A 25,836-nucleotide genomic window follows, 5' to 3' on the forward strand; every position below is an offset into this window, starting at 1 on the left:
AACGAACTGCATCCTGAATACACGAGGCGGCGTCCCGAGGCTGTAGCCGCATAGCCACGCCCGGGCCCGGGGTGCGGTGTATCCGCCGCACCCGCGCAGCGGCCCATCCTGTCACCGCATCGCCGAACGCTGACCCCGCCCGCCGAGCCGGCGGGCGGATCGGAGCTTCACACCCTCGCGCATCGTCCCGGCTATCGGATCGGACGATGCGCGAGGCCTTTGGTTTTGCCGCATCCCGAAAGCCACGAACCACCTTTCGGGTTGGGGACCTAGCCCAGGAGCGGACCGGCATGGCGACTCTCCTCGATCGGCTGGCGCGGGTTGCGCGCCGGGGCACCCGCCCGCCTGGACCGGATCTCGTCACCAAGGCCGCCCCGGCCTTCGCCCTCTACACCGATGGGCGGGCGAGCTGGACGGCCCGGGATCCGGCGGCGCTGGCGCGGGCCGGCTACCAGGGCAATCCGGTGGTGCACCGGGCGGTCCGGCTGGTCGCCGAGGGGGCGGCGAGCCTGCCCCTCGTCGCCACCGGCGCCAGCGCCGGCGCCGCGCGGGCGGGGGACCTGCTGGCGCTGCTGGCCCGGCCGAACCCGCGCGAGAGCGGCACGCGCCTGCTGGAGACGCTCTATGCCGACCTCCTGCTCAGCGGCACGGCCTATCTCGAGGCGGTGAGCCTGGACGGGCGGGTCGCCGCCCTGCAGGCGCTGCGGCCCGGCCGAATGCGGATGCTGCCCGGCCCGGACGGCTGGCCCGCCGCCTATGTCTACACGGTCGGCGGGACCAGCCGGCGGTTCGACCTGCCGGCTCCCGGCGACCCCGAGGTGGCGCCGATCCTGGCGCTGTCCCTCTTCCACCCGGACGACGATTATGCCGGCCTCGCCCCGATCGAGGCGGCCGCCACCGCGCTCGACATCCACAACGCCGCCAGCGCCTGGAACAAGGCGCTGCTCGATAACGCCGCCCGGCCCTCCGGGGCGCTGGTCTTCGCCGGGGCGGCGCTCACCGAGCCGCAATTCGACCGGCTGAAGGCCGAGCTGGAGGCCAATTACCAGGGGGCCGCCAATGCCGGCCGTCCGCTGCTGCTGGAGGGCGGCCTCGACTGGAAGCCGCTGGCTTTCTCGCCCAGGGACATGGATTTCGTCGAGGCCAAGAACGCCGCCGCCCGGGAGATCGCCCTGGCCTTCGGGGTGCCGCCGCTGCTGCTCGGCCTGCCGGGCGACAGCACCCACGCCAACTACGCCGAGGCCAATCGGGCGCTGTACCGCCAGACCCTGATCCCGCTCGCCGCCCGCACCGCCCAGGCGCTGGCCGGCTGGCTGGAACCGGCCTTTGGCGCCCTGGATCTGGAGCCGGATCTCGACCGGATCGAGGCCCTGTCGGGCGAGCGGGAATCCCTCTGGCGCCGGGTCGAAGCGGCCGGGTTCCTGTCGGTGGCCGAGAAGCGCGCGGCGGTGGGCTACCCACCGGAGCCGGAAGCAGGTGGGTGAGGCGCACGCCGCCTTCCAGACCCGCTCCCGACCCTCGCTGACGCGAGGCCCGCCCTCCCCCGCGCGGGCTGGCGGATTCACGCATCAGGGTTGTTTCGAAACAAGGCTCTGGAACACGACACGTTTTCCCTCCCCCTTGCGGGGAGGGGTGGGGGTGGTGCCGGGCGAGGCGCTTCGGTGCCTTCTGCGCCACCCCCACCTCCAACTCCTCCCCGCAAGGGGGAGGAGAGGGCGCCGCGCCTTCCGCCGGGCGATGTGTGAAGTAGCCCGCAGAGGGCGAAGGGAGAGCGCCTGCCATTGCAGGACTGGCTTCCCTTGAAGCCACGGCCTCTCAACCCATCCCAAAAAACAACCGAGGACCCAGCCGATGGATGGCCATTTCTCCGGCTACGCCAGCGTGTTCGGCGTGCCCGATCTCGGCCGCGACGTGGTGGTGCCGGGCGCGTTCGCGGCCAGCCTGGCCCGGCGCGGGGCGGCGGGAGTGCGGCTGCTGTTCCAGCACGATCCGGCCGAGCCGATCGGGCGCTGGCTGTCGCTGCGCGAGGATGCCCGCGGCCTGTTCGCGGAGGGGCAGCTCAACTTCGCGGTCCAGCGCGCCCGGGAGATCGACGCGCTGATGCGCGGCGGCGGTCTCGACGGGCTGTCGATCGGCTTCCGCACCCTGCTCGCCCGCAAGGGCGCGGGTGGCGAGCGCCGGCTTCAGCGGGTCGACCTGTGGGAGATCTCGCTGGTGACCTTCCCGCTGCAGCCCGCGGCCCGGGCGAGCCCGGATCGCAATCCCTCCGCCGCCGAGATCCGCGGTCTCGCCCGCAGGATCGCCCCCGAACCCGCCGCCTGCCTGACGCCGGCGGTCCGGTCCCGCTTCACCCACCCCAGCCACGAGGTCGTTCGATGATGTCCCACACCGCCGCACCGTCGCGCCCCGCCCCGGAGACCAAGGGCGTGCTGCCCGGCCTCGAGAACAAGGCCGGCCGCCCCGGGGCCGAACCGGTCCAGCCGGCGCTGGACGAACTCGCCATCGCCTTCGAGGCGTTCAAGGAGACCAACGACAGCCGCATCGCCCAGATCGAGGGCCGGCTCGGCACCGACGTGCTCACCGAGGAGAAGCTCGCCCGGATCGACGCGGCCCTCGACGCCGCCCGGACCCGGCTCGACCGGATCACCCTCGACCGCGCCCGGCCGCCGCTCGGCCAGCCGGGGGCCCGGGAGGACGGGGCTGCGCAGGAGCACAAGGCGGCCTTCGACCTCTATGTCCGGGCCGGCGAGAGCGCCGGGCTGAAGCGCCTGGAGGCCAAGGCCCTGTCGGCTGGATCGGGGCCGGATGGCGGCTACCTGGTGCCGCAGACCCTGGAGCGGACCATGCTGGCGCGCCTGGCGAACGTCTCGCCGATCCGGTCCATCGCCAGCGTGCAGCAGATCTCCGGCGCCCAGTACAAGCGCGCGGCCTCGGTGGGCGCTCCGGCGACCGGCTGGGTCGCCGAGACCGCGCCGCGCCCCGGCACCGACGGGCCGGTGCTCGCCGAGATCGCGTTCCCGGCCATGGAGCTCTACGCCATGCCGGCCGCGACCCAGACATTGCTCGACGATGCCGTGGTCGATCTCGACGCCTGGCTCTCGGCCGAGGTCGAGATGGCCTTCGCCGAGCAGGAGGGGGTGGCCTTCGTTACCGGCAACGGTGCCAGCCGCCCGCGCGGCTTCCTGAGCTACGACACCGTGGCCAACGCCGCCTGGGCGCCGGGCAAGCTCGGCTGCGTCGCCACCGGGGCGGCCGGGGCGTTCCCGCAGAGCAACCCGTCCGACGTGCTGTTCGATCTGGTCTACGCCCTGCGGGCGGCCTACCGCCAGAATGCCGGCTTCGTGATGAGCCGGCGCACCCAGAGCGCGATCCGCAAGTTCAAGGACGCGCAGGGCAACTATCTCTGGCACCCGCCGCTCACCGCCGCCCAGTCCGCGACGCTGATCGGCTTCCCCGTCACCGAGGCGGAGGCGATGCCGGAAATCGCGGCGGGCAGCCTGTCGGTGGCGTTCGGCGATTTCCGCCGGGGCTACCTGGTGGTCGACCGCACCGGCCTGCGGGTGTTGCGCGACCCGTACTCGGCCAAGCCCTACGTGCTGTTCTACGTCACCAAGCGCGTCGGCGGCGGGGTGCAGGATTTTGATGCGATCAAGGTTTTGAAATTTGGGTGAGGGAGTTTCTGGGGCGCCAAAGCGGCGGTTGCTGGCGGCCAGCACGACTGGTCTGCCGACAGGATCAGAGGCGCCCGGATTAATCACCCTGTCATTCCGGGGGGCCGCAGGCGAGCCCGGAATCCAGATCCTCCCTCAGTGCAAGACCTAGCGTCGCCGGCGTTTCTGGATCCCGGGCTCCGCTGCGCGGCCCCGGGATGACAAAGCGGGTGATGAGGCCGCCGACGCACCATGGAGACAGCGGGAGCAGCGTTCCCAAATGCAATCGCCCTCCCCACGAGAGGGGAGGGCGATCGTTGTTCGAGCGCTCGGACGGGTCTTACCGGCCAGGGTTGCCGTCGCGCAGCGTCCCGGTCGGCTCCTGCACGTGGGCCTCGAGGAACCACAGCTGCTTGTCGACCGCGCGGGAAATCTCGGTGAACAGGTCCGCCGTGCCGGGATCGCCGGCCTCGTCGGTCTCGTCGATGTTCTCGCGCACCGCGTTGGCGTAGGCGGCGTAGCTGTCGATCAGCGCGGCCACGTGGTCGGCGATGGCGTAGATCCCGGTCGGGTAGGCCGGCAGCTTGGTCTTCTCGGCGACCGCCTGGGTCGAGCCGAACGCCGTGGCGCCCAGCTGCACCGCGCGCTCGGCGACCTTGTCGTTGAGATCGTCGAGCTCGGTGCGGAAGCCGTCGAGCATCTCGTGGATGCCGATGAACTGCGGACCCTTGAGGTTCCAGTGCGCCTGCTTGACCGCCAGGGCGAGATCGATGCCGTCCGCGAGCCGGGCGTTCAGCGCCTGGACCGAGACCTGCTTGGCGTTCGAGTCGGTGTCGTTACGGGTCTTGTGCGAGCGGACGGTATCGCCCTTGCCGGTGTCAGCCATGAAATTTGCTCCGTAAACATGCGTGCGGACGGTCGCGAATATGCCACTCAGGCCGCGAGTCCTCATCTGACGCAATTGCGTTGCACAAACGCGACGGCGGGCCGGGTGTTCCGAGGCGGTGCCGGTCTCAGCGGTGCCGGCCGGGCTTGGCCATCCAGTCGGAGCGGTTGCCCCGCGGCAGGACCTCGCCCACCGGGATCCGCGCGAGTTCCGCCGACCGGGTGGCGATCCAGCCGCTATGCTCGGCCACCGGCGTCACCGCGGTGAAGCCGCCGCAGGCGGTCCGGCGCGCGCCCTGCTGCAGGGCGCCGCTCGACCAGCTCACCACGCCGACGATCCGGTAGCCGCCGGGACCGCCGACCAGGATCGGGCCGCCGGAATCGCCCAGGCAGGCGCCGGCGCCCGAGGTTTCGGCCATGCGCCGCCGGTCGGTCACCACGGTCACCCGGTTGGCGACCTGCAGCGAGCCGATCGACACGAGATGGGCGAGACGCAGGGTGCGGGCCGTGTCGCGCCGGTTCTCGGCCACGACGCCGAAGCCTGCGATGTCCACCGGAGCGCCGGTATCGATCGAGGCGGCGCCGCGCGGATCGAGGGGGACGTAATCGGCGCCCAACGGCGCCTCGAGCTTGAGCAAGGCGAGATCGACGCCGGGCTGGTCCTCCGGGGTCGTGCCGGGCACGAAGTCCGGGTGCATGGTCGCGGCGATGACCTGGGTGCGATGCTGGCGGAAGCCGCGGTCGACGCTGATCACCGTGTAGCCGGCCGGGCGCATCACGCAATGGGCGGCCGTGAGCACGAGGTCCTGGGCGATCAGCGTGCCCGAGCAGATCTCGCCCTCGGTGCTCTCGATCCGCACCGCGAAGGTCCGGGCGCCGTTGGGATCGCGGGTGGTGGTGCCGTTGATCACCGCCGCCGCGGGGGCGGGCATCAGCGCGGCGACCGATCCGAGCAGGGCGCTGCCGAGAAGGGCAGCCCCGAGCCCAGCGCCTCGCACACGCTCAGGGAGGCCGGCCTTGCGCATCGGGCGACGGGACATCGGGCACTCCGGGGGGCGCTCACGGCGCAAGGTGGGACGCCGCGGCGAGGGCGCGGCGCGCAGGGAGCCTAGAGCAAGGCAATGAACCGGCCAAGCTGCGGTTCCGAACGCAGAGGTCCAAGGCGTGCACCGGTGCCGGACGCGCACGCGTCCCACGACCCCGCAAAAGGGGGGAGGGCCGGCGCGGGTCCGTCAGGCACGGCCGCCTCAACCGCCCCACCGCGCATCCCGGCCCCAGCCCTCCAGCACCCGGTCGATCCAGCCGCGCTGCGGCCCCAACAGAACGCCCTGGGTGAGGCCGCCGCAGGCGCCGCCGATCCAGGCGGCCAGCGCCAGCACGGATCCGTCCGGCCCCGTGATCGGGCCGCCGGAATCGCCCTGGCAGCCGCCGCCGGCGCCGCCCTGGAGCCAGACCAGGATGCGGCTCGGCCCGTGCGGCTCGATCACCGGCAGGACGACGCTGCGATAGGTGCCGGTGGAGCGCGGATCGCCAGGCTTGGCGGCGCCGTAGCCCGCGAGTGTCAGGCGCTCGCCGGCCCGCGGTGGTGCGCCGCTCAAGGTGACCGGGGCGAAGCGCGGCGGCAGCGGCGTCGCGGTGCGCAGGAGCGCGAGGTCGATGGATTTCCGCCGCCCGGCGGCCGCGCCGGCATCGTAGCCGGGATGGATCGCGCGGGCGGCGACCTCGACCAGCACCGGCGCCCCGGAATCATCGCGAAAATGGACCCGGTGCTCCCGCCCGGCGGCGACGCAATGGCCGGCGGTCAGCACGGTGTCGGGGGCGAGCACCAGCCCGGTGCAGACGCCGCCCTTCGAGGACAGGACCATCACGGCCCCGCCGGCCGGCGCCTCGGCGCCGCCGACGATCGCGCCGGCCGGGCCGGCCGCGAGCCAGAGGACCGCCGCCAGGACGGTGAGGGCCGCCCGGCGGCGCTTCGGGACCGGCATTCGAGACATCCAGCAAGGGGGCAACGCGATGATCCCGATACGCGCCGACGGGGCCGTGGTCGAGCCGGTGAGCGTGGTGGAGCTGCGCGCCTATCTGCGCCTCGACTCCGAGGATGGCGGCACCGAGGATGACTTGCTCGCGGCCCTGATCACCGCCGCCCGGGCGAGCCTCGTGATCGAGGCGCGCCGCATCCTGGTGCCGGGCCGCTACCGGATCGCCCTCCATGCGTGGCCCGCGAACGGCGAGCTGGGCCTGCCGCTGAGCCCGCTCGTGACGCTGATCCGCGCTGGGCTGTCCGACGCCAAGGGCGTCACCGAGCTGCCCGCCGGCCTCGTCCGGCTCGGACCCGACCCGGTCGAGGCGCCGGGCCTGCTGATCGACCCAGGCGTGCCGGACCCGGCCGGCCGCACGATCCTGATCGAGGTCGCGGCCGGGTTCGGGGGCGACGGGCCGCCGCTGCCGGCACCGCTCCGGCTCGCGATCCTGCGGCTCGCCGCCGCCCGCTACGAGCATCGTGGCGACGAGCCGGATGCCGCCCGCACCGACGCCGCCGACCTCGCCGCGCCGTTCCGCCGGATGCGCCTGTGATCCGCCGCCCTGTCCGATTGCGACCCACCGGAGCTTCGCCGATGGCGACCACCCCCCATCATCCGCCGGTCGGCGCCCGGCGCCGCCGCTTCGTCCTCGAACGGCCCCTGGAGCAGCCCGACGGGTTCGGCGGCGTGCTGCGCCGCTACGTGGCCGGCCCGGTCGTGTGGGGCGCGATGGCTCCGGCCGGCCTCGTCGACCGCCCGGAGGGGGGCCGGACCGACACGCTTTCCGCCTACCGCGTCACCCTGCGCGCCCGGATCGCCCTTGATTCGACCATGCGGCTCGCCGCCGGCCCCCGCCGCTTTGCGATCCGCGCGGTCAGCGAGCCGGACGCGAAGGGCCGCGATCTGGTCTGCCATGTCGAGGAGCTGACCCGGGAGAGCGCGTCGTGAGCGCCCCGAGCCCGCTCCTGGCCCTGCGCGCCGGCCTGACCGCCCGCTTTTCCGGCGACGCCGCCCTCGCGGCCCTGCTCGGCGGCAAGGTCCGGCTCCACGACGAGCCGCCCCGGGGTTCGGTGCCGGTCTACGCCCTGTTCGGCGAGGCCGAGATCGTGGACGATGCCGTCGACGGCGCCGAGCGCCATCGCCACAGCCACGCCATCGCGGTGATCGCCAAGCCCGGCTCGGTCCGCACCGCGCTCGACGCCGCCGAGCGCATGGCCGCGCTCCTCACGGACGCCGCTCTGCCGCTCCAGGGCTGCCGCCTCGTCACCCTGCGGGTGCGGGCGATCAAGGCGACCCGCGACGCCCGCACCGGCGAGGCCCGCGCCACCCTGACGCTCGAGGCCGTCACCGAAACCCAGTGAGAGGAGGGCCCGATGGGCGCACAGAAGGGCAAGGACCTGCTGCTCCGGGCCGGCGACGGCGCAGGTGGTTTCGTGGCGGTGGCGGGCCTGCGCACCCGGCAGATCACCCTCAGCGCCGAGACCGTGGACGTCACCAACGCGGACTCCACCGGACGCTGGCGGGAATTGCTGGCCGGAGCCGGCGTGCGCCGGGCCGCAATCGCCGGATCCGGGGTGTTTCGCGACCAGGCGTCGGATGTGCGCCTGCGACTGATCTTCTTCGAGGGCGCGATCGAGACCTTCCAGGTGGTCGTGCCGGCCTTCGGGACGCTGGAGGGGCCATTCCAGATCGCGAGCCTCGAATACCGCGGCGACCATGCCGGCGAGGTCACCTTCGACATCAGCCTCGACTCGGCGGGCGTGCTCGCCTTCACGGCGGCCTGAGCCATGGCCAACCGGATCCGCGGCGAGGTGCCGCTCCAGCTCGCCGGCCGGCGCTACACCCTGTGCCTGACGCTCGGCGCTCTGGCCGAGCTGGAGGGCGCGCTCAAGGCCGGCGACCTCGTCGGCCTGGCCGAGCGCTTCGACGGCGGCCGGGTCTCGGCCCGGGACCTGATCGCCCTGCTGGGCGCGGCCCTGCGCGGCGGCGGCCACGCCCTCGACGACGACGCGGTCGCGCGCCTGCCCCTCGCCGGTGGGCTGGAGGCGGTCTCGACCGCGCTCGGCGAAGTCCTCGCCGCCGCCTTCGGGGAGGCGCCGGGCCCTGCAAACCCTCGGTAGAGCCGGTGCCCGACGCGTTCGCGTCGGCGCCGGCTCGGCCTTCCGCCTTCCCCTGGGACGACGCCCTGGCGCTCGGCCTCGGCGCGCTCGGCTGGAGCCCGGCCGCCTTCTGGGCGGCCACACCCCGCGAATTTGCCGCCGCTCTGGGCCGCCGCCGCGGCCCGGAGCCGCTGAGCCGCGACGCGTTCGAGCGCCTGCTCGCCGCCTATCCGGATCCGGGCCCGTGAACCGAGCCGGGGCTCCGCCCCGGCACCCCGCCAAAGGGCTGAGCCCTTTGGGATCCCGGGTTATGGCACCACGCTAACCCCGACCGAACAGGAGGGCAGCCCGATGATCGACGCCGATCCCGATCCGCAGGATGCCGCCCGGATCAAGCAGCTGGAGACCCTCGACCGGCTCGCCAAGAATTTCGGCCGCAGCCTGGATTCGGCGCTGACCCGGGGCGCCGCCTCGGGGCGCCGCCTCGGGGCGCAGCCTCGACGGTGTGCTCGGCACGATCGGCAGCAAGCTCGCCGGCGCGGCGGCCCGGGCGGCCTCCGGCCCGATCCGCTCCGGCATCACCGGCCTGGTCAACGCGGTGCTCGGAGCCGGTGCCGGCAGCGAGACCGGCTTCGCCCGGGGCGGAATGTTCCGGGGCGGCCGGGTGCAGCCTTTCGCCTCGGGCGGTGTGGTAGCCGCGCCGACCTACTTCCCGATGGCGAACGGGGCCGGCCTGACGGGCGAGGCCGGCCCCGAGGCGATCCTGCCGCTCAACCGCGGCCCGGACGGCCGCCTCGGCGTCGCAGCCGGCGGCGCGGCGGTCCGGCCGGTCTCGGTGACGGTCAACATCGCCACCCCGGACCCGAGTGCCTTCCGCCGCTCGGAGGCGCAGGTGACGGCGAGCCTCGCCCGCGCGGTGGCGCGAGGGCAGCGGGCGACGTGATTGCATACATATCGGACCAGCCAGGGGTTCTTCCGGTGTCCGGTTCGAGCATTGTCGAGACTTGGAGTCCCTGTTAAATCACGCTCGGTGCAGTCGAGAGGAGGAGCCGATGGCTATTCTGTCCCGAAATTTCGGCGGGGTGAAGCTGTCTGGCCACGATGCGGAGACATTCCTGCGCCAAGTGGCGTCTGGCGAAAAGCAACAGGTCGTGCTGGCATCTCTCGAACGAGGACGTAAACTGCGGCGATCAATGACCGAATCGGGCAAGGCTGCTGTCGATGCAGGACATGATATGGTCGGGAAGTAGCACAACGCCTTATATTATTCGTCCAATACGCACCGGTGATTGCAAGGTGCCATTCGCGCTCGCAGACGAGCGGCACAGACCCTTAAAAATATTCTTCCGCAAAGATTCGGAACGTGCCAGCGCTCAGCTGATCACGCAGACTTATGTCGCGGTTCCAGACGGTTTCGACGACAGGCGCATTCTCGGCTTCATCAGTCTGATGAGCGCGGAGATCGCTTTGGGTGGAACCTATTCTGTAAAAGGTAAGCCACGAGCCGACCGCTATCCCAGTCAGCCCGCCATTCGGATTGCCCGGCTGGCGGTTGCGGATGGTACGCGCGGCAGCGGGATCGGCCGGGATCTCCTGTCCTTGTCGCTTAGCATCGCCGTAGACCGTGTTTGCACCAGTGTCGGCTGTCGCTTCCTGGTTGCGAACGCCAAGCAGGAATCCGTAGGCTTCTACAGCAAGCAGGGGTTTACCCTGTTGGATACGGACGCCAACCGGGCATCGCCGGCCCCGGTCATGTGGCTGGATCTGCAGCCATATGTGTCGAGGCCGGTTTGAACCGTCTGTTCGCGACGACGCGCGAGCGAGGGACTACGCGTCACCCGGTCTGTCACGACCGGGCGCCGTTATCGCCATTCACGCCGCCTTGCTGGCCGCAGCCTCCCTGGCCCGGCTGCGGCGTCCGTCGACGCTGACCGGGGAAACGCCTTCGATCGTCACCCGGCGGACCACCCGGGGCTGGTCGCCGTAATCGTCCACCGCCCGGTGGACGGTCGCCCGGTTGTCCCAGATCGCTACGTCGCCGAGCCGCCAGGACCAGCGCACCGTATTCTCGGGCCGGGTCGCGTGGTCGGTGAAGATCGCGAGCAGGTGCTGTGAATCCGCGGTCGTGAGCCCGAGGAGGCGCTGGATGAAATGCCCGACGATCAGTGAGCGCTCGCCGGTCTCCGGATGCACGTGCACCAGCGGGTGCTCGGTCTCATAGACGGTCCGGGTGAACACCTCGTTGTAGCGCTGGCGGCCGGCCTCCGGGGCGTTCACGCGCCCGCCGACGTAATCGTAGACGTTGGAATGCAGCGCCCAGAGCCGGTCGGCCAGCTCGCGCAGGGGCTCGGGCAGCTCCGCATAGGCCGCCGCCGTGTTGGCCCAGAGGGTGTCGCCGCCATAGGCCGGCAGGGTCACGGCCCGCAGAATCGAGATCGCCGGATAGGCCGGCACGAAGGTCACGTCCGTGTGCCAGGAGCTTGCCCGCTCGCCCCGGCTGCCGTCGAGATCGAGGACGCCCGCGGTGCCGGCGAGCGACGGGACGGTCGGGTGCGGGACCAGATCGCCGAGCCGCCGGCCGAACGTCTCCTGGCCCGCCTCGTCGAGATCCTGGTCGCGGAAGAACACCACCTTGTGGGTGACCAGGGCCTGGCGGATCGCCGCCACCGTCGCGGCGTCGAGATCGCCCGCGAGCGCGACCCCGCGGATTTCCGCGCCGATGCGGCCGGCGACCCGGCGGATGTCGAGGGTGGGGTGCAGCGGCTGCGGGACGGCGCTCATTGGAAGGCTCCTCGGTGGATCGGGGACGACGCACGCCTGCCGGGAAAGATCTTTCGAGATCTGCCGGAGATGAATGTCTTCGAAGAAGCGTCCGTCGTCTTGAATGATCTTCACCCGGTCGCGATCGGTTGTCGATAAACGGCGTTTCCGAAGTTTTCCCCGTTCCAAAAAAAACTCTTCCCGGCCGGCGGCGGCCGGGAGGACGTGCCTTTTCCGGCCCCCTTTCCGGGATCATCGCGCCATGGCCGACGCCTTCCACGAGGTGCTGTTTCCCCTCGACGTGTCGCTGCGCGGCAGCGGTGGCCCGCAGCGGCTCACCGAGATCGTCACGCTGGCCTCGGGCCGGGAGCACCGCAACGGCCGCTGGGCCGATTCCCGCCGCCGCTACGATGCCGGGTTCGGACTCCGCGGGCTCGAGTCCCTCCACGCCGTGCTGGCCTTCTTCGAGGAGCGGCGCGGCCGGCTCTATGGCTTCCGCTACCGCGACCGGGTCGATTGCCGCTCCGGGCCCCCCGGCCGGGCGATCGGCCCCCTCGACCAGACGCTCGGCACCGGCGACGGCGCCACCGCCTCCTTCCCGCTGACCAAGACCTACGGGTCCGACTTCGCGCCCTATCGCCGGCGTATCGCCAAGCCGGTAGCCGGCAGCGTCCGGGTGGCTTTGGCCGGCCGGGAGATCGGCGCCGACGCCTTCGCGTGCGACCCGACCACCGGGCTCGTCACCTTCGCGGCCGGCCAGGTCCCGGCCAAGGGCGCAGCGGTCACGGCGGGCTTTGCCTTCGACGTGCCGGTCCGCTTCGACACCGACGACCTCACCATCGACCTCGCCGCCTTCACGGCCGGCGAGATCCCGAAGGTGCCGCTCGTCGAGATCGTGCCGTGAGGATCGACGATGCGCGATATCCCGAATGCCTTCGCGGCCCATCTCGCGGGCGGCGTCACCACCCTGTGCCGCTGCTGGTCCCTGCGCCGGCGGGACGGCGTGGCGCTGGGCTTCACCGACCATGACCGCGACCTGATCCTGGCGGGCCTGGTCCACGCCGCCCGCACCGGGCTGGAGGCGGCCGAGGCCGCGTCCGAATCCGGCTTTGCGGTCTCCGGGGGCGATGTCGCCGGGGCGCTGAGTTCCCTCGGGCTGACCGAGGCCGACATCGCCGGCGGCCTCTACGACGGCGCCACGGTGGAGACCTGGCTGGTCGACTGGACCAACCCGGAGACGCGCCTGCTCATCGATGTCGGCACGATCGGCGAGGTGCGGCGCGAAGGCGACGCCTTCGTGGCGGAGCTGCGCGGCCTCGCCCACCGGCTCGGGGCCGAGCGCGGCCGCACCTACCGGGCGACTTGCGGTGCCGATCTCGGGGATGGCCGCTGCCGGGTCGACCTCTCGGCTTGGCGGACCACCGGGCGGGTCACCGGCCTGCCCGAACCCGCGACACTCGCGGTGACCCTGGCGGGCGGCTTCGCGGACGGGCTGTTCACCGGCGGAACGCTCACCTGGACGGAGGGCGCCAATGCCGGGCTCACGGCCGACGTGCGGCTGCAGCTCGGCGCGCTGCTCGAACTCTGGACCGCACCGCCCCGGCCGGTGGCGGCCGGGGATGCGTTCAGCCTCACCGCCGGCTGCGACAAGCGGCTCGCCACCTGCCGCGACCGCTTCGCCAACGCGGTCAACTTCCAGGGCTTTCCGCACATGCCGGGCAACGACGCGGTGATGCGCGCCGTGCCGGGCTCGGAGCCCATCCTCGACGGCGGGAGCCTGTTCCAATGAGCGCGATGCGACGGGATATCGGCGTGGCCGCGCTCGGCGAGGCGCGGCTGTGGCTCGGCACGCCCTACCGGCACCAGGCGTCCCTGCGCGGCGTCGGCTGCGATTGCCTCGGGCTGCTGCGCGGGATCTGGCGCGGGCTCTACGGGGCCGAGCCGGAACCGGTGCCGCCCTACGCCGCCACCTGGGCGGAATCCGCCGCCCCCGGCACCGACCCGCTCACCGCGGCAGCGGCCCGCCACCTGATGCCGGCGGCCGGCGCGACGCCCGGGCCCGGCGACGTGCTGCTCTTCGCCTTCCGGCGCCATCTCCCGGCCCACCACTGCGCCATCGCCACCGGCGACGGCGCCATGATCCACGCCCATGACCACGCCGCCGTGACGGAGGTGGCGCTCACTGCCTGGTGGCGGCGGCACCTGACGGGGGTCTTCCGGTTCCCGGAGGAGCTGGTCGCCACGGGCGGCTTGGCACCTGGCACGCGCAAGGAGGGTCATTCCCACCGTCATCGCGAGCGTAGCGAAGCGACCCGGTGAACCGCTACGGTCTGGGATCGCGCGTTTCCCTAGGTTGCTTCGCTGCGCTCGCAATGACGGTGGAGGCAGTGGTGAGCGCTTCGATCCCAAACCGCATCAAGCCGCCACAGCGACACGCAGCTCGACCTGGAGTCCGGCCGCGGCGAGCATCGCGACCAGCGTGTCGATCGCGAACAGGTCGATCTTGCCGCGCATCAGGTCCGAGACGCACGGCTGCGTGACGCCCAAGACCTTCGCCGCCTGGGACTGGTTCAGGCCGGATTGCTCGATGTGAGTGCGCAGGGCCATCAACAGCTGCGAGCGGAGGCGCATCCGCGCGGCCTCCGCCGGCGTGTCTTCGATCGCGTCCCAGACGCTGTCGAAGTGCGTGTCTCCCATGGCCGCCGCCCCTGCCGTCGATGCCCTTCCCCGAACGGCAAACCTTACCACAACACGCCCGCCCCCACTCCGGAGCCCGCCATGGCCACCCTAATCCTGTCGACGGCGGGCGCGGCGGTCGGGACCGCTTTGGGCGGGCCGATCGGGGCGGTGGTCGGGCGCGTGCTCGGGGCGGCCGCGGGGGCGGGGCTCGACGGGATGCTGTCGGGCTCCGGGCGACACGCGCGCTTCGTCGAGGGGCCGCGGCTCGCCGATGTCGCCGGCCTGTCCTCCACGGAGGGCGACCCCATCCCCCGGGTCTACGGGCGGGCGAAGATCGGCGGTAGCCTGATCTGGGCGACGCGGGCCCGGGAGGTCGCCAACACGACGGTGGAGCGCGCGGCCTCCGCCTCCAAGGGCGCGGGCGGGCAGAAGACCGTGCGCACCCGCTACGCCTATTTCGCCAACCTGGCGGTGGGCCTGTGCGAGGGCGAGATCGCGATGGTCCGCCGGATCTGGGCGGACGGCAAGGAGATCGACCAGGTCGGGATCACCCTGCGGGTCCATACCGGCGGCCCCGACCAGGCGCCGGACCCGCTGATCGTCGCCAAGGAGGGCGCGGAGAACGCCCCGGCCTATCGCGGCCTCGCCTACGTGGTGTTCGAGAACCTGCCGCTCGCCGAGTTCGGCAACCGCGTGCCCCAGTTCGCCTTCGAGGTGGTCCGCCCGGTCAACGGCCTGTTCCACCGGATCCGTGCCGTCGACCTGATCCCGGGGGCCGGCGAGTTCGCTCTCGACCCGAACCGCGTCACCGTCGATCTCGGCCTCGGCCGGACGCAGGCGGCCAACCGGCACCAGCTCCAGCGCGCCACCGACGTCACGGCGTCGCTCGACGCCCTCCAGGCCCTGTGCCCGAACCTGCGCCGGGTCGCCGTGGTGGCGACGTGGTTCGGCACCGACCTGCGGGCCGGCGCCTGCTGGGTGGTGCCGAAGGTCGAGACCCGAACCAAGCGCACCCTGCCGGAACCCTGGAGCGTCGCCGGGATCACGCGCGACAAGGCGGAGCTGGTCTCGACCCTGCCGGACGGCACCCCCGCCTATGGCGGCACCCCGTCGGATGCCGGGCTGGCCCGGCTTGTCGCCGACCTCGCGGCCCGGGGCCTCGACGTGCTGCTCTACCCGTTCGTGATGATGGACGTGGCCGCAGGCAACAGCCTGCCCGACCCACGCGTGCCCGGGGCGACCCAGCCGCCCTATCCCTGGCGCGGGCGCATCACCTGCGACCCGGCCCCGGGCGTCCCGGGGAGCCCGGACGGCACTGCCGCCGCGGAGGCGCAGGTCCAGGGCTTCTTCGCGAACGGCTACCGCGCGGAGGTGCTGCATTATGCCGGTCTCGCGGCGCAATGGGCGGCAAGCGGCGTGCGGATCGCCGGCTTCGTGATCGGCAGCGAGTTCGTCGGCCTCACCCGGGTCCGCGGCGTCGCGGGCTACCCGGCCGTGCAGGCGTTCAAGACCCTCGCGGCGGAGCTGCGGCCCCGTCTTGGCGCCGGCGTCACCCTCGTCTACGGGGCGGACTGGACCGAGTACGGCGCCCATGTCCGCGACGGCGGCGCCACGATCCGGTTTCCCCTCGACGACCTGTTCGCCGACCCGAATATCGGCGCGGTCGGGATCGACTGGTATCCGCCGATCTCCGACTGGCGCGACGCGCCGGACCACGCCGACCTCGCGGTCTCGGGCGACATCGCCGACCGCGCCTACCTGAAGGCCCGGGGTGCCTCCGGCGAGGCGTTCGACTGGTACTATGCCGACGCGGCCGGGCGCGACGCGCAGGCGCGCCTGCCGATCCAGGACGGCGCCGCCGGCAAGCCGTGGGTCTTCCGGCCCAAGGACCTGGTCGGCTGGTGGTCGAACCCGCATGTCGAGCGCGACGGCGGCGTCGAGACCCGCGCCACCGCCTGGGTGCCGAAGGCCAAGCCGATCTGGCTCACCGAGGTCGGGGTGCCGGCGGTGGACAAGGGCACGAACGGCCCCAACGTCTTCCCCGATCCGAAATCCGCCGAGGGCGCCTACCCGCCGCATTCCCGGGCTCTGCGCGACGAGCTGATTCAGCTGCGCGGGCTCGAGGCCGTGATCGCCCGGTTCGATCCGGCCGTGGCGGGTTTTTCGGACTCCGACAACCCGGTCTCGCCGGTCTATGGCGGCCGGATGGTCGATCCGGGATCGATCTTCGTCTGGTCCTGGGACGCCCGGCCCTACCCGGCCTTCCCGGCCGTGCAGGCGGTCTGGGCCGACACCGCCAACTGGCGGGTCGGGCACTGGATCACGGGACGGATCGAGGGCTGCGACCTCGATCGGCTGGTCCTGAAGATCCTGGCGGATTTCGGCTTCGACGCGCCGGTCGCCGTGGAGGCCGCCGCCTTCCTCGACGGCTACGTCCTCGACCGGCCGCTCTCGGCGCGCGCCGCCCTGGAGACCCTGGCGCAGGTCTACGGCCTCGACGTCTCGGCGGTGGCCGGTACCCTGCACCTGCGCGGGCCCCGCCGCGACCGGCCGGTGGTGCTGGCCGAGGCCGATCTCGTCCGGCTGTCGGAGGACAAACCGGTCCTGCGCCAGGTCCGGGCCGAGGAGAGCGGGCTGCCACGCTCGGTCGAGCTCGGGCTGACCGAATCCGAGAGCCCGGATTACCGCCGCGCCACGGCCGCCGCGATCCGCCCGGTGGGCGAGCGGCGGCGCGAGACCCGGATCGAGGCGGCGATCGTCACCCGCCGGGAGACCGGCGACGGTTTGGCTGAGGCGATGCTCGACCGGGTCATCGCCGCCCGGGACAGCGCGGTCTTCACCCTGAGCCCGCGCCGCGTCGAGCTGGAGCCCGGCGACCTCCTGGCGGTGCCGGCCGACGTGCCGGGCGGGACGGTTCTGCGCAGGATCGACCGGATCGACGACGCCCCCACCGGGCGCCGGATCGAAGCGAGCGGCGTGCCGCCCCGGGGCGGACCCGCGCGCGGCCTGCCCCGCAGCCCGGCCCTGCCGGCGGGTCCTGTGCCGGCCTTCCCGGGCCCGCCCTTCGCCCTCGCGCTCGACCTGCCGGTGGACCGCGGCAGCCCGACGGTGCTGCAATACCTCGCCGTGGCGGCCGAGCCGTGGCCCGGGGCGGCGGCTCTCTGGCGTGCGGAAGGATCTGGGCCGCTCGCGCTCCACGGCCTCGTCGACTACCCGGCCTGCCTCGGCCGGACCCTCACGGCCCTGCCGGCCGGCCCGCTCTGGCGGCTGCACCGGGGCGTTTCCCTCGACGTCACCCTGCGGCGGGGCGGGGCGCTCGGCTCCATCGGCGAGGCCGCGATGCGCGCGGGCGGTAACCTGTTCGCGCTGATCGGGCCGGACGGCGCCGTGGAGCTGCTCTCCGCCGCCGACGCGGTGCTGACCGGTCCCGACACCTACCGGCTCTCGGGTTTCCTGCGCGGGCTAGCCGGCAGCGAGGCGTCGGCTGGACGGGTGGCGCCGGCGGGCAGCCTGATCGTGCGGCTCGACGACGGCGCGGTGGTGCCCCTGGTCGCGCGCCTGGACGAGGTCGGTCGCCTCTTCCGCTACCGCGTCGGCCCGGCCGCCCTTGATCCGGGCGATCCGGCCTTCACGGAGTTCGTCGCTACGGCCGGGCTTGCGGCTTTGCGTCCCCTGCGGCCGGTCCACCTGCGGGCGCGCCGGGAGGCCTCGGGTGTGCGGCTCTCCTGGATCCGCCGGGCGCGCCGGGACGGCGATGCCTGGGAGCCCGCCGAGATTCCGCTGGACGAGCCGGAGGCCTACGCCGTCACGGTCTTCTCCGGCGCCGGTACGCCCCTGCGTCGGATCCGGGCCGAGGCGCAGCAGGTCCTCTACGCCGAGGAGGCGGCCGATTTCGGCGGCAAGCAGACCAGCCTCGACGTGGCCGTGGCCCTGATCGGCGCCGTGGCCGGCCCCGGCCCGGCGACGCGCGCGCGTATCCCGATCCGAACCGCCTGATCCGGCTTTGGAGCGAAGCCCTCACCGTCATTGCGAGCGCAGCGAAGCAACCTAGGGATGCGCCACCCATCGTGATCGCGCGCTGCACTGGGTCGCTTCGCTGCGCTCGCGATGACGGCATTGCAAGCCCCCCCGGAGCCCCCCATGACCGACGCCACGCCCCGCCTCGGCCTGCCGCTGATCGCGGCGAGCCAGGCCCAGAAGCACGTCACCCACAACGAGGCGCTCGGCCTCCTCGACGCCCTGGTCCAGCTCGCCTGCCTGGACAAGGACCTCACGGCGCCGCCCCAGAACCCCGCCGACGGCGACCGCTACCTCGTTGTCGCGTCGAACCCGGGGGGCGCCTGGGCCGGGCTCGCCGGCCAGGTGGTGCGCTATTCAGACGGTGTCTGGATCGGCGCCGTGCCCCGGGCCGGCTGGTTCGCCTACGTGATCGACGAGGCCGACCTCTACGTGTTCGACGGCACCGCCTGGGGCAGCTTCCGCCGCACGCTCACGGCGATCCAGAGCGTCAGCCGGCTCGGCATCAACACCGGGGCGGATGCCACCAACCGCCTCGCGGTCAAGTCCGACGCGGCCCTGCTCACCTGGGACGACGCCACACCGGGCTCCGGCGACATGCGGATCGCGGTCAACAAGCAGGCCGCGTCCCGGGATGCCGGCCTGATCCTCCAGACCGGCTATTCCGCCCGCGCCCTGCTGGGCCTCCTCGGCAGCGACGACTTCTCGCTGAAGGTCTCCCCGGACGGATCAACCTTCAGGACCGCGCTCACCGCATCCGCGGCGAAGGGCGGGATCGATTTCGCCTCCACGGAGACCGTGCTGGCCTCGGCGGCGACCACCGATCTCGGCGGCGCCGGGACGCGGCGGATCCTCGTCACCGGCACGGCCCGGATCACCCGCTTCGGCTCCGGCGCCGACCGGGAGCGGCTCCTGCGCTTCGCCGGCGCCGCCACCCTGGTCCACGATCCCGAGCAGCTGGTGCTGCCGACCCACGCCGACATCGTCACGGCCGCCGACGACACCTGCCTCGCCACCTCGGACGGCGCCGGCCGCTGGCGCGTGCGCCAGTACCAGCGCGCCGACGGCACGCCCCTGGCGCTCGGCACGCAGGCGCTGACCCCGAACGGCTACGCCCGTCTCGCCAACGGCCTGATCCTGCAATGGGGACTCGCGACCAGCGCCGATGCGGATTTCTCGGTGTCGTTCGCGCCGGCCTTCCCCAGCGCCTGCCTGGGTGCCTGGGCGCAACCGGTCGCCGGGGATGCCGGGACGCTCTACGCCAGCCAGATCAGCGACGTGACCACCACCGGCTTCACCCTCCGCAACCGCCGCACGACCGGCGGCACGGTGACGGGCGCTGGAAATGTCCCGACCCACTGGCTGGCGCTGGGGTCTTGAAGGGGGGATTCCGAAGCGCACGGTGCGGGCATGTTCCCCTCGTCCCGCTTGCCTGCGACGTTCACACATCGCACGGCGAAAGACGCGACGCGCTCTCCTCCCCCTTGCGGGGAGGCGTTGGAGGTGGGTGTGGTTCAGGAGGCACCGCCGCGCCCCATCCTGCACCACCCCCACCCCTGACCCCTCCCCGCAAGGGGGAGGGAAACGCGTTGCGTTTCAGAGCCTTGTTTCAAGACAACCCTGATGTGTGAATCCGCAAGCGGGGCGAGGGGAAGCCAACGTTGCCGTGGCGATAGGCTGTTGAAGCCGTCAGCCCTGCCTCACCGTTCATCCCCCGGCGCCAGGGCCGCCAGCAGCGTCGGCTCGATCGCGGCGTAGCCGGCGGCGTTGAGGTGGATGCCGTCCTCGGTGAACTCCGGCCGGAGCGCACCTGACGGGGTGGCAAGCGGCGCGTGATAGTCGATCACCGCCGCGGCGCTGGCGGCGCAATGGGTGCGGATCCAGCGGTTCAGGGCGTCGATGCGCGCCACCGGCCGCAGCTCCGGGCGCCACCCCCAGAAATCGCTCGGCATCACGGTGCCGATCCAGAGCGGCAGCCCGGCCTCGAAGGCCGCCCGCGCCATGGCGGCGATGTTGTCCCGGATCGCCCCGTCCGGGACCGGACCGCCGATCTCGGCGATGTCGTTGATGCCGCACAGCAGGTGGATTCCCCGGGCGCCGGCCGCGTCCTGCAGGAACCGGGCGCGGATCTGCCCGCTCGTCTGGCCCGGCACGCCCCGGGCGTTGAACCCGTGCCGCGCGAAGGTCTCGGCCCGGGCGACGCCCCAGCCGGCGGTGATCGAGTCGCCGATGAACACCAGCGGCCGGTCCTGTCCGTGTCCCACGTGTCCCCCGTCCGCCTCACGCGGACCCTGCCCGGAGAAGACCCATGCCCGCAACCACCGGTCCGGCCCGGGGGCCGGGCGACGCTTTCGCGGCCGGATGCCGGCGCCTCGGACCGCGCCTGATGCGCGATCTCGGGCTCACCGATCTCCAGGCCGCCGGCTTGCTGGGCAATCTCGGCCACGAGAGCGGCGGCTTTCGTCAGCTCCAGGAGGTCGCCCCTGTGGTGGCGGAGTCCCGGGGCGGCTGGGGGCTGGCGCAATGGACCGGCCCCCGGCGCGTGGCCATGGAGGCCTGGTGCCGGGCACAGGCCCTCGATCCGGCATCGCTGGACGCGCAGTACCGCTACCTCTGCGTGGAGCTGCGCACCACGGAGGCCGCGGCGCTCGCCACCCTGCGGCAGGCCCCGACCCTGGAGGCGGCCACCGAGACCGTGTGCCGGCTCTTCGAGCGGCCCGGGGTGGTCGCCCTAGCGAGCCGGCTGGCCTGGGCCCGCCGGGCGCTTTCCGCCCTGCGCGCGGCCGCGCCGCCGCCATCCGAATCCCGAGCCGGCCGGGTCCGCCGTGCGCGCAACACCGGAGATCGATCATGACGCAGCTCTTCCGTGCCGGGCTGGCGCCAGAGCGCTCGTCGCCGAAGTGGATACCGGTTCGGCGTAAACGAGCGCGTCAAATCAAAGACCTAGTGCCATTCCCGGTCGCAGCGCGATCGGGAATGGCTCTGGCCAGCGCCGCGATCCCGTTCGTCGCCCTGGTTTCCCCGGCGCTGGCCGGTGCTCCGGCGGATGGCGTGGCGATTCCCTGGGGCGACTGGCTGGTCGGCCTGCTGCAGCCGGTCTCGGCCGTGCTGGTGCCCATCGCCGCCGCGGCGGTCACCGCCGGCATCGCCCGGGTCGCGCCCTGGGCGGCCTCGCTGCTGACCCGGGAGCGGGTCGAGGCGGCGATCCGGGCCGGGGCCGAGTACGGCCAGAACGCCGTGGCCGGCGCCGCGCGGGGCCGGACCGTGAGCGTCGATCTCGGCTCCGCGGTGGTGGCGGCCGGCGCCCGGCACGTCCTGGCGCATGCCCCGGCCCGGGTCGTCCGGCAGGCGGGCGGCCCCGAGGGCGTCGCCGCCCGGATCTTCCGGGCCCTGCCGCTCGATCCGCAGGCGAGCGTCGGCAACGTCCTGACGCCGGCGCTGGCGGCGCTGCGGGAGCGGGACGCGGCGCATCAGGCCTGACGGCGGTCGGCGCGTCTCCGCCCGCAAGCGGCCGACTTCACACGATGCCGGATGCGAGACGGGGTCCCGCACCCGCATGGGCTAACAGATTCACATATCGGCTTCGTTCCTTGGCAAGCCTCTGGAACACAACGCGTTTCCCCTCCCCCTTGCGGGGAGGGGTCAGGGATGGGGGTGGTGCAGGATGGAGCGCAACGGTGCCTCCTGAACCACCCCCACCGCCAACGCCTCCCCACAAGGGGGAGGAGAGTGCGTCGGGCCTGACCGAAGACGATACGCGAACGTCGTCGCCCGCACGGGAGAGGGAGCGCCTCGAGCCTTGCGCGCAGTCTGGTGCGAGGCTGGGAATGGTCTGTGCCGGGGGAGGAAGCCATGAACGCCGTCCGTCAGGCCCCACGCCACCCGCCCGAGCGCGCGTTCGACCCCGACGGGCAAGCGCGTACGATCCGGTTCCCGCCCTTCTGGCACGCCTATGTCGCGCGCCAGACGGAGCCGCGCCTGGCCGTCCTCGACGAGCTCGTGGACGCGCATGTCGAGCGGCGGGTGCTGCGCCGCTACCTGAGGCGCCTCAAGCACGCGACCCTGTTCGCCTTCGTCACCGCGGCGGCGGCCGCGCACTGGTTCTCGGACCAGATCGCGTGGCTCACCGAGCGTATGCCCGCCCTGCGGGCGTTCTGGACCCTGATCACGGGAGGCGCACGATGAGCCGGCAGTGGAATCGGATCCTCGACCGGATCTGGCTGGCCCTGTCCGGGGCGGCCTCGATCGCGATCATGCTCCAGCTCGGTGCGCAATTCGGGGCGCGGCCCTGGTCGATCGACGCCGTTTTGGCTGCGCACGCAGCCGCGCCGGCGACCCTGTTCCGGTCGGCCCCGCCGGCCGGATGCCGGGCCGATCGCTAGGCCCTGGGGCCGGCCGCCACAATCGCCTGTGCGGCACCGCCGGAGCCGTGGAACCCGAAAAGCCCGTCGGCCGTAATGCCGGTCGATGCCGTCCGCGATCAAACAGTTCTCATGTCCCCGGAGTCGACAGCCCGCCGATCGCGCGTCGTCGGGCCTACAGCTCCATATTCAGGGGGCATTCAGTGCCCTCGGCGCTAATCTTCTGGCAATGCGCTACGCCATCGCCCTCGTCGCTATCAGCCTGACCGCCGCGGCCCTCGCCGCCAGCGGCCTCGGCTCCATGGCCGATGACGGGCCGGCCCCGCAGACGGCCCAGGTGGCGGATCCGACGCCCCTGCGGATCGAGAGCTGCCTGTCGCCGGCCGACATGCGCGAGGAGGTCGGCGAGCGGCGCGTGATCGCCCCGGTGGCGGCGATTCGGGCGGCCCGCACGGTGATCCCCCGGGCCGAGATCCAGCGTGCGAGCCTGTGCCGTCACGAGGACGGGCTCGTCTACATGCTGACCGCCTTGCGCCGGGACGGGCATTTCGTGCACGTGATCGTGGACGCCCGCACCGGCAAGGTCGCGGGCCAATACTGACCGGGCTTCACACCCGCAGTGGAATGGAGTGAGCCGTGCGACTGCTCGTCGTGGAGGATGACCGGGATATCAACCGGCAGGTGGTCGCGGCGCTGGAGGAGGCCGGCTACGTAGCCGACAAGGCCTATGACGGCGAGGAGGGCGGCTATCTCGGGGAGAGCGAGCCCTACGACGCGATCATCCTTGACATGGGCCTGCCCAAGGCCGACGGCGTCTCGGTGCTGCAGAAGTGGCGCCGGGCCGGGGTGAAGACGCCGGTGATCATCCTCACGGCCCGGGACCGCTGGTCGGACAAGGTCGATGGCTTCGATGCCGGCGCCGACGATTACGTGACCAAGCCGTTCCACATGGAGGAGCTGATGGCGCGGGTCCGGGCGCTCCTGCGCCGGGCGGCGGGCCACGCCACCAGCCAGATCGCCTGCGGGCCGGTCACCCTCGACACCCGCTCCGGCAAGGTCTTCGTCGACGGCGCCCAGGTGAAGCTCACCAGCCACGAATACCGGCTGCTCTCCTACCTGATGCACCATACCGGCCGGGTGGTCTCCCGGGCCGAGCTGACCGAGCACCTCTACGACCAGGATTTCGACCGGGATTCGAATACCATCGAGGTGTTCGTCGGCCGCCTGCGCAAGAAGCTCGCCGTGGACCTGATCCAGACCGTACGCGGGCTGGGCTACCTGGTGGATCCCAACCAGCCGCCGGCGCGGGTGTGACCGCGGTGCCGGCGTCCGGCGTGCTGCCGGCCGTGTTCATGCGCGGCGGCACCAGCAAGGCGCTGATGCTGCGTCGGCAGGACGTGCCCGGGGACATCGCCGCCTGGGAGCCCGCCTTCCTCTCCGCCATGGACAGCCCCGACCCGTTCGGGCGCCAGCTCAACGGCATGGGCGGGGGCGTGTCCTCGGCGTCGAAGATCTGCATCGTCGAGCCCTCGACCCGACCGGATGCCGATATCGACTACACCTTCGTGCAGGTGGTGGTCCGCGAGGGGCGGATCGACCTGTCCGGCAATTGCGGCAACATGCTTTCGGCGGTGGGCCCCTTCGCGGTGGACGAGGGGCTGGTGGAGGCCGCCGACGGCCCGGCGTGCTTGCGGATCTTCAACACCAACACTGCTAAGCAGATCGACGCCTCCTTCGAGGTCCGGGGCGGCCGTGCCGTCTATCGCGGCGACCTGGCGATCCCCGGCGTCACCGGCACCGGCGCGCCGATCCGCCTCGATTTCGTCGATCCCGGCGGCGCCACCACCGGAAGGCTCCTGCCCACCGGCGCCGTCCGGCAGATCCTCGACGTGCCGGGCCTCGGCCCGGTCGAGGCCTCGCTGGTGGATGCGGCCAATGCCTGCGTGTTCGTCCGCGCCGCCGATCTCGGCCTCACCGGCACCGAATTGCCCGCCGCCCTGGAGGCGGTGCCGGGCCTTTTGGACCGGCTGGCGCGGATCCGCCTGGCCGCCTCCGTGGCGATGGGCATCGCCCCCGATCGCGACGCCGCCGCGCGGATCGTTCACGTGCCCTTCGTCGGCCTGGTCGCGCCGCCGCAGGATTCCGCCAGCCTGTCCGGTACGGCGATCCGCGCCGCGGACGTCGATCTGACCGCCCGGGTGATCTCGAACGGCGCGCCGCACCAGGCGCTGCCGCTTACCGCCACCCTGTGCCTCGCGGTGGCCGCCCGGATCGCGGGCAGCCTGGTCCACGAGGCCGCCCGCGCCACCGGCGACGCGGCCCTGCGGGTCGGCATGCCCTCGGGGATCCTCACCGCCGACGCCGCTGTGACGCGGGACGGCGACGGATGGCGGGCGGAGCGCGGCTCCTTCTTCCGCACGGCGCGGCCGCTGATGCGGGGCGCCGTGTATTATGAGCCTCGCACTCAGGTGCAAACGGATGGGACACGCGCTACACTCTCCGATGGTGAGTCCCATGAACAAGCGCCCGGTCAAAGATAGCACCCATCGGCAGCGCCCCGCGAAGCGGTTTGTTAGCGGAGGTGTCGACAGGACCATGCCTGCGCCCGTCGGCGGTCATCGTCAGACGGCGAATGATCCGCATCTTGTGCTGCTGTCGAACGCAGCTTTCGATGCCCTCACGGACGCCCTCGATACGCCGCCGGCTCCTTCGGAGGGGGCCACGCAGACTGTTGCGCATGCACGCTCATGGCGACGCTAGGCCCAAGTAGAACGAGCTATTGCTTCCCGGTTTGAGCTTCATCAACGCCGCCGCTGTTTTGACCGGTAGGAATAAACGGTTTGGAAGCTCCAGATTGGCGATCGGCCTGAAATCGAGTTTTTCATAGAGTCTCCGAGCCTTGGGGCTGGCGGCATCGACGATGATCACCCGGAAAGCGATCTGCTCGGACGCCACGACGCATTGCTCGATCGCAGCGATGAGAATTTCTATTCCTAAGTTGCGCCCTTGCAGGTCCGCGTGAAGAGCGAGGCGCCCGATCAAGGCTGCGGGCACGACCCTGGGCGTTCCGTGCGGTTGCGCCCGCTTGGGGAGATCGCTTCGGGCTACCACAGCGGATGACAGTCCGAAGAACGCTCCAACGCGCTTGGTGCCTGGAAAGCAGGCGACGAACGCGCGCGTGTAGCCCTCGCGATCGTTCGCAAGAGCTTGGCTCCTGAGCCAACCGGCCTGATCGCCGACGTCGTCGGGTCCTCCGGCGAAACCGATCAGCTCATGCTCTTCCGTCAATCGTTCGAGGGGGCCGAGGGGAGGGGGTTCCTCCAACCCAAGCTCCCGCGTTTCCATAGGAATCACCTCCACGTCT

The 25,836-nt window shown here is 72.3% G+C and carries 31 protein-coding genes; 24 read left to right on the forward strand and 7 right to left on the reverse strand.

Annotated elements, in window-relative coordinates:
- The first annotated feature begins 290 nt into the window (after positions 1-290).
- From MKK65_RS15415 to MKK65_RS15425, 3 genes are all read left to right on the forward strand, one after another.
- The gene (locus MKK65_RS15415; RefSeq protein WP_243958663.1) at positions 291-1,484 is read left to right on the forward strand and encodes a phage portal protein; all 1,194 of its coding nucleotides are present in this window, start codon (positions 291-293) and stop codon (positions 1,482-1,484) included.
- A 367-nt stretch (positions 1,485-1,851) separates the two neighbouring features.
- Positions 1,852-2,379, forward strand: coding sequence for an HK97 family phage prohead protease (locus MKK65_RS15420; protein WP_243958664.1), 528 nt, complete (start codon positions 1,852-1,854; stop codon positions 2,377-2,379).
- The gene (locus tag MKK65_RS15425) at positions 2,376-3,671 is read left to right on the forward strand and encodes a phage major capsid protein (protein WP_243958665.1); all 1,296 of its coding nucleotides are present in this window, start codon (positions 2,376-2,378) and stop codon (positions 3,669-3,671) included. Before MKK65_RS15420 ends, MKK65_RS15425 begins: the two co-directional genes overlap by 4 nt.
- A gap of 319 nt (positions 3,672-3,990) precedes the next feature.
- Here the strand turns inward: MKK65_RS15425 and dps are convergent, their stop codons facing one another.
- The 3 genes from dps to MKK65_RS15440 form a co-directional block, all read right to left on the reverse strand.
- A complete protein-coding gene (gene dps / locus MKK65_RS15430; protein WP_058192098.1) occupies positions 3,991-4,536 on the reverse strand; it encodes a DNA starvation/stationary phase protection protein Dps in 546 nt (181 codons plus the stop codon).
- Positions 4,537-4,663: 127 nt separating this feature from the next.
- Entirely contained in the window at positions 4,664-5,575 is a 912-nt protein-coding gene (locus MKK65_RS15435) for a S1 family peptidase (protein WP_243958666.1), read from the reverse strand.
- A gap of 207 nt (positions 5,576-5,782) precedes the next feature.
- On the reverse strand, positions 5,783-6,520 hold the full coding sequence (locus tag MKK65_RS15440) for a trypsin-like serine protease (RefSeq protein ID WP_243958667.1): 738 nt from the start codon (positions 6,518-6,520) through the stop codon (positions 5,783-5,785).
- A gap of 28 nt (positions 6,521-6,548) precedes the next feature.
- On the opposite strand from MKK65_RS15440, the gene MKK65_RS15445 reads away from it, so the two are divergent.
- The 9 genes from MKK65_RS15445 to MKK65_RS15485 all read left to right on the forward strand — a co-directional run bounded on the left by MKK65_RS15445 (position 6,549) and on the right by MKK65_RS15485 (position 10,449).
- Positions 6,549-7,109, forward strand: coding sequence for a hypothetical protein (locus MKK65_RS15445; protein ID WP_243958668.1), 561 nt, complete (start codon positions 6,549-6,551; stop codon positions 7,107-7,109).
- A gap of 41 nt (positions 7,110-7,150) precedes the next feature.
- A complete protein-coding gene (locus tag MKK65_RS15450) occupies positions 7,151-7,504 on the forward strand; it encodes a head-tail adaptor protein (protein WP_243958669.1) in 354 nt (117 codons plus the stop codon).
- Positions 7,501-7,917 carry a DUF3168 domain-containing protein gene (locus MKK65_RS15455; RefSeq protein ID WP_243958670.1) on the forward strand — a complete coding sequence of 139 codons (417 nt, stop codon included), beginning with the start codon at positions 7,501-7,503 and terminating at the stop codon, positions 7,915-7,917. Before MKK65_RS15450 ends, MKK65_RS15455 begins: the two co-directional genes overlap by 4 nt.
- A gap of 12 nt (positions 7,918-7,929) precedes the next feature.
- Entirely contained in the window at positions 7,930-8,340 is a 411-nt protein-coding gene (locus MKK65_RS15460) for a phage major tail protein, TP901-1 family (RefSeq protein ID WP_243958672.1), read from the forward strand.
- Between the two features lie 3 nt (positions 8,341-8,343).
- Positions 8,344-8,676: a gene transfer agent family protein gene (locus tag MKK65_RS15465; RefSeq protein WP_058192091.1), complete on the forward strand. Its 333-nt coding sequence runs from the start codon at positions 8,344-8,346 to the stop codon at positions 8,674-8,676.
- Between the two features lie 5 nt (positions 8,677-8,681).
- A complete protein-coding gene (locus MKK65_RS15470; protein ID WP_243958674.1) occupies positions 8,682-8,903 on the forward strand; it encodes a phage tail assembly chaperone in 222 nt (73 codons plus the stop codon).
- Positions 8,904-9,160: 257 nt separating this feature from the next.
- The gene (locus MKK65_RS15475; RefSeq protein WP_243958676.1) at positions 9,161-9,598 is read left to right on the forward strand and encodes a phage tail tape measure protein; all 438 of its coding nucleotides are present in this window, start codon (positions 9,161-9,163) and stop codon (positions 9,596-9,598) included.
- Positions 9,599-9,707: 109 nt separating this feature from the next.
- Positions 9,708-9,905 carry a hypothetical protein gene (locus tag MKK65_RS15480; RefSeq protein ID WP_243958678.1) on the forward strand — a complete coding sequence of 66 codons (198 nt, stop codon included), beginning with the start codon at positions 9,708-9,710 and terminating at the stop codon, positions 9,903-9,905.
- A 46-nt stretch (positions 9,906-9,951) separates the two neighbouring features.
- A complete protein-coding gene (locus MKK65_RS15485) occupies positions 9,952-10,449 on the forward strand; it encodes a GNAT family N-acetyltransferase (protein WP_243958680.1) in 498 nt (165 codons plus the stop codon).
- Positions 10,450-10,527: 78 nt separating this feature from the next.
- Here the strand turns inward: MKK65_RS15485 and MKK65_RS15490 are convergent, their stop codons facing one another.
- On the reverse strand, positions 10,528-11,436 hold the full coding sequence (locus MKK65_RS15490) for a TauD/TfdA dioxygenase family protein (protein ID WP_243958682.1): 909 nt from the start codon (positions 11,434-11,436) through the stop codon (positions 10,528-10,530).
- Between the two features lie 241 nt (positions 11,437-11,677).
- Here MKK65_RS15490 and MKK65_RS15495 point away from each other — a divergent pair, with 241 nt between their 5' ends.
- The 3 genes from MKK65_RS15495 to MKK65_RS15505 are packed head-to-tail and all read left to right on the forward strand — an operon-like array spanning position 11,678 to position 13,734.
- On the forward strand, positions 11,678-12,319 hold the full coding sequence (locus MKK65_RS15495; RefSeq protein ID WP_243958685.1) for a DUF2460 domain-containing protein: 642 nt from the start codon (positions 11,678-11,680) through the stop codon (positions 12,317-12,319).
- A 9-nt stretch (positions 12,320-12,328) separates the two neighbouring features.
- Positions 12,329-13,204 carry a DUF2163 domain-containing protein gene (locus MKK65_RS15500; protein WP_243958687.1) on the forward strand — a complete coding sequence of 292 codons (876 nt, stop codon included), beginning with the start codon at positions 12,329-12,331 and terminating at the stop codon, positions 13,202-13,204.
- The gene (locus MKK65_RS15505) at positions 13,201-13,734 is read left to right on the forward strand and encodes an NlpC/P60 family protein (protein ID WP_243958689.1); all 534 of its coding nucleotides are present in this window, start codon (positions 13,201-13,203) and stop codon (positions 13,732-13,734) included. Before MKK65_RS15500 ends, MKK65_RS15505 begins: the two co-directional genes overlap by 4 nt.
- Positions 13,735-13,830: 96 nt before the next feature.
- On the opposite strand, the gene MKK65_RS15510 is transcribed toward MKK65_RS15505, so the two are convergent.
- A complete protein-coding gene (locus tag MKK65_RS15510; protein WP_243958691.1) occupies positions 13,831-14,112 on the reverse strand; it encodes a helix-turn-helix domain-containing protein in 282 nt (93 codons plus the stop codon).
- A gap of 81 nt (positions 14,113-14,193) precedes the next feature.
- Here MKK65_RS15510 and MKK65_RS15515 point away from each other — a divergent pair, with 81 nt between their 5' ends.
- Positions 14,194-18,090, forward strand: coding sequence for a glycoside hydrolase/phage tail family protein (locus tag MKK65_RS15515; protein ID WP_243958693.1), 3,897 nt, complete (start codon positions 14,194-14,196; stop codon positions 18,088-18,090).
- A 144-nt stretch (positions 18,091-18,234) separates the two neighbouring features.
- Entirely contained in the window at positions 18,235-19,491 is a 1,257-nt protein-coding gene (locus MKK65_RS15520; RefSeq protein ID WP_243958695.1) for a DUF2793 domain-containing protein, read from the forward strand.
- A 320-nt stretch (positions 19,492-19,811) separates the two neighbouring features.
- On the opposite strand, the gene MKK65_RS15525 is transcribed toward MKK65_RS15520, so the two are convergent.
- The gene (locus MKK65_RS15525; protein WP_243958697.1) at positions 19,812-20,375 is read right to left on the reverse strand and encodes a GDSL-type esterase/lipase family protein; all 564 of its coding nucleotides are present in this window, start codon (positions 20,373-20,375) and stop codon (positions 19,812-19,814) included.
- Positions 20,376-20,419: 44 nt separating this feature from the next.
- Here MKK65_RS15525 and MKK65_RS15530 point away from each other — a divergent pair, with 44 nt between their 5' ends.
- The 7 genes from MKK65_RS15530 (at position 20,420) to MKK65_RS15560 (ending at position 25,012) form a co-directional block, all read left to right on the forward strand.
- Positions 20,420-20,965: a phage tail tip lysozyme gene (locus MKK65_RS15530; RefSeq protein ID WP_243958699.1), complete on the forward strand. Its 546-nt coding sequence runs from the start codon at positions 20,420-20,422 to the stop codon at positions 20,963-20,965.
- 122 nt (positions 20,966-21,087) lie between these two features.
- Positions 21,088-21,591 (forward strand): hypothetical protein, encoded by a 504-nt coding sequence (locus tag MKK65_RS31220; RefSeq protein WP_279596744.1) that lies wholly within the window; start codon positions 21,088-21,090, stop codon positions 21,589-21,591.
- A gap of 372 nt (positions 21,592-21,963) precedes the next feature.
- Positions 21,964-22,296, forward strand: coding sequence for a hypothetical protein (locus MKK65_RS15540; protein ID WP_243958701.1), 333 nt, complete (start codon positions 21,964-21,966; stop codon positions 22,294-22,296).
- Positions 22,293-22,493, forward strand: a complete 201-nt coding sequence (locus MKK65_RS15545) for a hypothetical protein (RefSeq protein ID WP_058192080.1) — start codon at positions 22,293-22,295, stop codon at positions 22,491-22,493. The genes MKK65_RS15540 and MKK65_RS15545 overlap by 4 nt, the downstream gene beginning before the upstream one ends.
- A gap of 208 nt (positions 22,494-22,701) precedes the next feature.
- On the forward strand, positions 22,702-23,073 hold the full coding sequence (locus MKK65_RS15550; RefSeq protein ID WP_243958703.1) for a PepSY domain-containing protein: 372 nt from the start codon (positions 22,702-22,704) through the stop codon (positions 23,071-23,073).
- Positions 23,074-23,108: 35 nt separating this feature from the next.
- Positions 23,109-23,786: a response regulator transcription factor gene (locus MKK65_RS15555; protein ID WP_243958705.1), complete on the forward strand. Its 678-nt coding sequence runs from the start codon at positions 23,109-23,111 to the stop codon at positions 23,784-23,786.
- 5 nt (positions 23,787-23,791) lie between these two features.
- Complete coding sequence (locus tag MKK65_RS15560) at positions 23,792-25,012, forward strand: 2-methylaconitate cis-trans isomerase PrpF family protein (protein WP_409565436.1); 1,221 nt, start codon at positions 23,792-23,794, stop codon at positions 25,010-25,012.
- A gap of 205 nt (positions 25,013-25,217) precedes the next feature.
- Here MKK65_RS15560 and MKK65_RS15565 read toward each other — a convergent pair whose 3' ends face one another.
- A complete protein-coding gene (locus MKK65_RS15565; protein ID WP_243958709.1) occupies positions 25,218-25,817 on the reverse strand; it encodes a GNAT family N-acetyltransferase in 600 nt (199 codons plus the stop codon).
- Between the last annotated feature and the right edge of the window lie 19 nt (positions 25,818-25,836).

The sequence above is a fragment of the Methylobacterium sp. J-001 genome (genome assembly GCF_022829565.1).
Lineage (GTDB): Bacteria > Pseudomonadota > Alphaproteobacteria > Rhizobiales > Beijerinckiaceae > Methylobacterium.

Coding starts and splice junctions, on each gene's coding strand:
- MKK65_RS15490 (WP_243958682.1), bottom strand. CDS start 11,436: ATGAGCGCCGTCCCGCAGCCGCTGCACCCCACCCTCGACATCCGCCGG.
- MKK65_RS15435 (WP_243958666.1), bottom strand. CDS start 5,575: ATGTCCCGTCGCCCGATGCGCAAGGCCGGCCTCCCTGAGCGTGTGCGA.
- MKK65_RS15415 (WP_243958663.1), top strand. CDS start 291: ATGGCGACTCTCCTCGATCGGCTGGCGCGGGTTGCGCGCCGGGGCACC.
- MKK65_RS15565 (WP_243958709.1), bottom strand. CDS start 25,817: ATGGAAACGCGGGAGCTTGGGTTGGAGGAACCCCCTCCCCTCGGCCCC.
- MKK65_RS15520 (WP_243958695.1), top strand. CDS start 18,235: ATGACCGACGCCACGCCCCGCCTCGGCCTGCCGCTGATCGCGGCGAGC.
- MKK65_RS15440 (WP_243958667.1), bottom strand. CDS start 6,520: ATGCCGGTCCCGAAGCGCCGCCGGGCGGCCCTCACCGTCCTGGCGGCG.
- MKK65_RS15460 (WP_243958672.1), top strand. CDS start 7,930: ATGGGCGCACAGAAGGGCAAGGACCTGCTGCTCCGGGCCGGCGACGGC.
- MKK65_RS15510 (WP_243958691.1), bottom strand. CDS start 14,112: ATGGGAGACACGCACTTCGACAGCGTCTGGGACGCGATCGAAGACACG.
- MKK65_RS15465 (WP_058192091.1), top strand. CDS start 8,344: ATGGCCAACCGGATCCGCGGCGAGGTGCCGCTCCAGCTCGCCGGCCGG.
- MKK65_RS15515 (WP_243958693.1), top strand. CDS start 14,194: ATGGCCACCCTAATCCTGTCGACGGCGGGCGCGGCGGTCGGGACCGCT.
- MKK65_RS15495 (WP_243958685.1), top strand. CDS start 11,678: ATGGCCGACGCCTTCCACGAGGTGCTGTTTCCCCTCGACGTGTCGCTG.
- dps (WP_058192098.1), bottom strand. CDS start 4,536: ATGGCTGACACCGGCAAGGGCGATACCGTCCGCTCGCACAAGACCCGT.
- MKK65_RS15480 (WP_243958678.1), top strand. CDS start 9,708: ATGGCTATTCTGTCCCGAAATTTCGGCGGGGTGAAGCTGTCTGGCCAC.
- MKK65_RS15420 (WP_243958664.1), top strand. CDS start 1,852: ATGGATGGCCATTTCTCCGGCTACGCCAGCGTGTTCGGCGTGCCCGAT.
- MKK65_RS15550 (WP_243958703.1), top strand. CDS start 22,702: ATGCGCTACGCCATCGCCCTCGTCGCTATCAGCCTGACCGCCGCGGCC.
- MKK65_RS31220 (WP_279596744.1), top strand. CDS start 21,088: ATGGCTCTGGCCAGCGCCGCGATCCCGTTCGTCGCCCTGGTTTCCCCG.
- MKK65_RS15450 (WP_243958669.1), top strand. CDS start 7,151: ATGGCGACCACCCCCCATCATCCGCCGGTCGGCGCCCGGCGCCGCCGC.
- MKK65_RS15530 (WP_243958699.1), top strand. CDS start 20,420: ATGCCCGCAACCACCGGTCCGGCCCGGGGGCCGGGCGACGCTTTCGCG.
- MKK65_RS15505 (WP_243958689.1), top strand. CDS start 13,201: ATGAGCGCGATGCGACGGGATATCGGCGTGGCCGCGCTCGGCGAGGCG.
- MKK65_RS15445 (WP_243958668.1), top strand. CDS start 6,549: ATGATCCCGATACGCGCCGACGGGGCCGTGGTCGAGCCGGTGAGCGTG.
- MKK65_RS15425 (WP_243958665.1), top strand. CDS start 2,376: ATGATGTCCCACACCGCCGCACCGTCGCGCCCCGCCCCGGAGACCAAG.
- MKK65_RS15540 (WP_243958701.1), top strand. CDS start 21,964: ATGAACGCCGTCCGTCAGGCCCCACGCCACCCGCCCGAGCGCGCGTTC.
- MKK65_RS15545 (WP_058192080.1), top strand. CDS start 22,293: ATGAGCCGGCAGTGGAATCGGATCCTCGACCGGATCTGGCTGGCCCTG.
- MKK65_RS15500 (WP_243958687.1), top strand. CDS start 12,329: ATGCGCGATATCCCGAATGCCTTCGCGGCCCATCTCGCGGGCGGCGTC.